Source organism: Thomasclavelia sp. (assembly GCF_017889095.1).
Lineage (GTDB): Bacteria > Bacillota_I > Bacilli_A > Erysipelotrichales > Coprobacillaceae > Thomasclavelia.
In genome coordinates this window covers 1-3,320 of sequence record NZ_JAGHEW010000085.1, presented here as the reverse complement: position 1 = coordinate 3,320, position 3,320 = coordinate 1, and the positions used below count along the sequence as shown (strand labels likewise).

Here is a 3,320-nt window from a genome sequence, read left to right as displayed (position 1 = left end):
ATTGTAATTTAACGTTTCGACCTTTAGAACCTAATTTTCAAACTGGTTTTTATCTTGTTTGGAAAAAATATCAAATCTTTAGTAAACCGGCTTCTTTATTTTTAGAAGAAATTCAACGTACTTTGATTAACGAATAAAATCCAGCTCAGGCTAGATTTTAAATAATTAAATTTACGATCAAACCAGAAATTAATGAAAAAGAAATTACATAAATTAAATAAATAATAAAATTCTTGACTCCTAAAACAATCTTTAAAGCTCCTAAATTAGTTATTTTAGTAGCTGGACCGGTAATCATAAATGCCGTAGCACTACCTAAAGACATTCCTTGATAAAGCCACTGCTGTAAAAGTGGAATCGTACCGCCACCACAGGCATATAAAGGAACACCAATTGTAGCTGCCATTAAAAGACCAAAAGCTTCGTTACCACCAAAGAGAAAAGTAATTGCCTCACTAGGAACATATCGCTGGAATAAAGCGGATAAAATAATACCAGCTAAAAAATATCCTCCGGTTGCTTTAATATTTCTACTTAAATTTTTTAGATATCTTTTAATAATATTAGGATCGATGTCTTTGTTTTTTATTTCATCAAAACTGGTAAAGCGAAAAAATGAATGATCATGATAAAAATAACGTAACAATATTCCCGCTATACTGCCAGCTAAAAAACTAACAATAATGCGAATCATTAAAGCAGTAGTTCCTAAAGCACCACTATAAATAATTAATTGGGGATTAAGTAAAATCGAACTCATCATAAATGCACCAACCCAATCATCTTTCATTCCACTTTTTACAAATGAAGCACAAATTGGTATCGTTCCATACATACAAAGTGGTGAGGCGATCCCTAAACCACTAGCTATAAAAACTCCTAAAACACCAATTTTATTTTCTTCTAGTGAACTAAAGAACTGATTGATCGAACTTTTAGCAAAGATTGAAACCGCACTGCCAATCAGCATTCCTATTACCCAATAAGGAAAAATCTGTTCCAGTAAAGTTACTGAATAATACCAAATATAGATAAATTCTCGATATAATAATTCCATAGCTTTAAATTCTTTCTAAACGATAATGCCGTGATCCCAAACCAATTTCTTCACTATATTCTAAGGTATGAATTCTATTACGAGATTCAATTCGTTCTACTAAAGCTCCACCATCTTGAGCCTGGTAAACCAAATCAACACTTGCCTGATCAACTGCAACGGGATCAAATGAAGCTAGAATTCCAAGATCATGCATATCGGGCTCTTGTGGATTATTGTCACAATCGCAATCAACTGAAAGGCGATTTAAAATATTTATATAGAGAATATGACCATCAAGATAATCATCAACCGATTTAGCAGCTTCACCCATTGATTCCAAAAATTCATCGCCGCCACTCCAAGTACCAATACTGCCATTAGCACTATGAATATTTCTTTTACCATCCTGGCTAGCCATTCCAATTGATATATTTTTAATTGCTCCACCAAAACCAGCCATGGTATGTCCTTTAAAATGTGATAAAACAACATAATCATCATAATTACCAAAATTCTTACCAACATAATTTTCATTCAAATGCTTGCCGTTTGTAACTGGTAATGTCATTGAACCATCTTCATCCATAATATCAACCGATGCAATATCACTATAACCATGATCCTTAGCTACTTGATAATGCATTTCTGTACTACCACGACTACCACCATAAATAGTATTACATTCAACAATAGTTCCATTTAATGATTGCACTAATTTTCCAATTAAATCTACTCTTAAATAATTACTATTAGGTTCACCAATACTTAACTTTACCGCTATATTTCCCGTTGGCTGATAATTTAATGCCTGATAGATACTCATTAAAGCATCTTCATTTATTTCACTTGTCATGTAAACTACTGGCGCTTGTGTATCTTCACTTTCAAAAGATTCGTATTCAAAATCCGGATCAGTTACCTCCTGGCTAGAATCATCATTAAAATCTAATAGGCGATAACCAGTAATAGCTACTACCACAAACAAAATAGCAGCAATACATATTAATATTTTCTTTTTCATTTATTCATACCATCCAAATAAACTACGATTTAAGTCTAGTTTTTCAATTGCTTTAATTTCATCATCAATTAACTTAAAATCAAAGATATCAACATTTTCTTTAATTCGATTTAAATGGGTTGATTTAGGAATTACAACGATTCCTTTTTGATTTAAAAATTTTAATGCAATTTGGGCTACAGATTTTTGATGATTAGCAGCAATCGCTTTTAAAACTGGCTGATTAAAAATATTATGTTTTCCACAAGCTAATGGTGACCACGCTTCTAAACAAATTCCATATTGCTTCATTTCCTGAAGCATTGCTTTTCTTTGATGAAAAACATGAGCTTCTACCTGATTGACCGCTGGCATAATTCGACAATTATTAATTATTGTTTTAAAATCACTACCAAAGAAATTAGATAATCCCAAAGCTTTTATTTTTCCTTTTTGATAATAATCTTCCATCGCCCGATATGTTTCTATCAAATTACCAGAAGGCCAGTGAAATAACAATAAATCTAAATAATCAACTTGTAATTTCTTTAATGCATCATCAATATACTGACAAGCTTCTAGATAACTATAAGCACCGTATATTTTAGTCGTAAGAAAAATTTCTTCACGCTTTAATCCACTAGCCTTAATTGCCTGACCAACTTCTTGTTCATTACCATAGTTTCTAGCGGTATCAATATGACGATAACCAACTTTTAAAGCATCTAAAACACACTTTTTGGTTTGTCTTGATGAGATTTGATAAACCCCAAAGCCAACACCAGGCATTACTACACCATTATTTAAAGTCACATCTTTCATCTTGTTTTCCTCCGTTTCCCTATTTTTATTACATTTATAATTATCAATGAAAATCTAAAAATTACAAATACTTATATTTTATTGATATCCATGCTTATTTGTTATAAAAAGAGAGATTTTTTAACATCAATAACACTTGATTTTTACTTTTAAATATGTAATTATATAGGTGTAAATCAAATATTCCATAAGAAAAGGATGAGGTGTCGCTCATCCTTTTCGCTGCTTATAGCGGGTTTTTACTTGGTTAGTCTTTGTCGGATCTAACCAAGTATAAAATTATAATCAATACTATCAAATATTCCATATGAGGAATCATCTGATTATAATTTTAAACCCGCCTGAAATGTAACATGTCACTACATATTCCTCCTTTCACAGCAGCAGCAATACTAATTATTGCTTGTCTATATTTTAACATATTTCGACTTGTAAACTGTCTCAAATTGGTATCGAATT

Annotated in this window: 3 protein-coding genes; all 3 read right to left on the bottom strand. The window is 31.4% G+C overall.

Translation table 11 applies throughout. The features are described from left to right. Positions 1 to 157 precede the first annotated feature (157 nt). Genes J7M77_RS03820 through J7M77_RS03810 form a run of 3 tightly spaced genes read right to left on the bottom strand, consistent with a single transcriptional unit; the run spans position 158 to position 2,861 of the window. The gene (locus J7M77_RS03820; RefSeq protein WP_296876172.1) at positions 158 to 1,057 is read right to left on the bottom strand and encodes a permease; all 900 of its coding nucleotides are present in this window, start codon (positions 1,055 to 1,057) and stop codon (positions 158 to 160) included. Between the two features lie 4 nt (positions 1,058 to 1,061). Further along, positions 1,062 to 2,060 carry a DUF362 domain-containing protein gene (locus J7M77_RS03815; RefSeq protein WP_296876170.1) on the bottom strand — a complete coding sequence of 333 codons (999 nt, stop codon included), beginning with the start codon at positions 2,058 to 2,060 and terminating at the stop codon, positions 1,062 to 1,064. Next, complete coding sequence (locus J7M77_RS03810; RefSeq protein ID WP_296876168.1) at positions 2,061 to 2,861, bottom strand: aldo/keto reductase; 801 nt, start codon at positions 2,859 to 2,861, stop codon at positions 2,061 to 2,063. Positions 2,862 to 3,320: the final 459 nt, after the last annotated feature.

Coding starts and splice junctions, on each gene's coding strand:
- J7M77_RS03810 (WP_296876168.1), bottom strand. CDS start 2,861: ATGAAAGATGTGACTTTAAATAATGGTGTAGTAATGCCTGGTGTTGGC.
- J7M77_RS03815 (WP_296876170.1), bottom strand. CDS start 2,060: ATGAAAAAGAAAATATTAATATGTATTGCTGCTATTTTGTTTGTGGTA.
- J7M77_RS03820 (WP_296876172.1), bottom strand. CDS start 1,057: ATGGAATTATTATATCGAGAATTTATCTATATTTGGTATTATTCAGTA.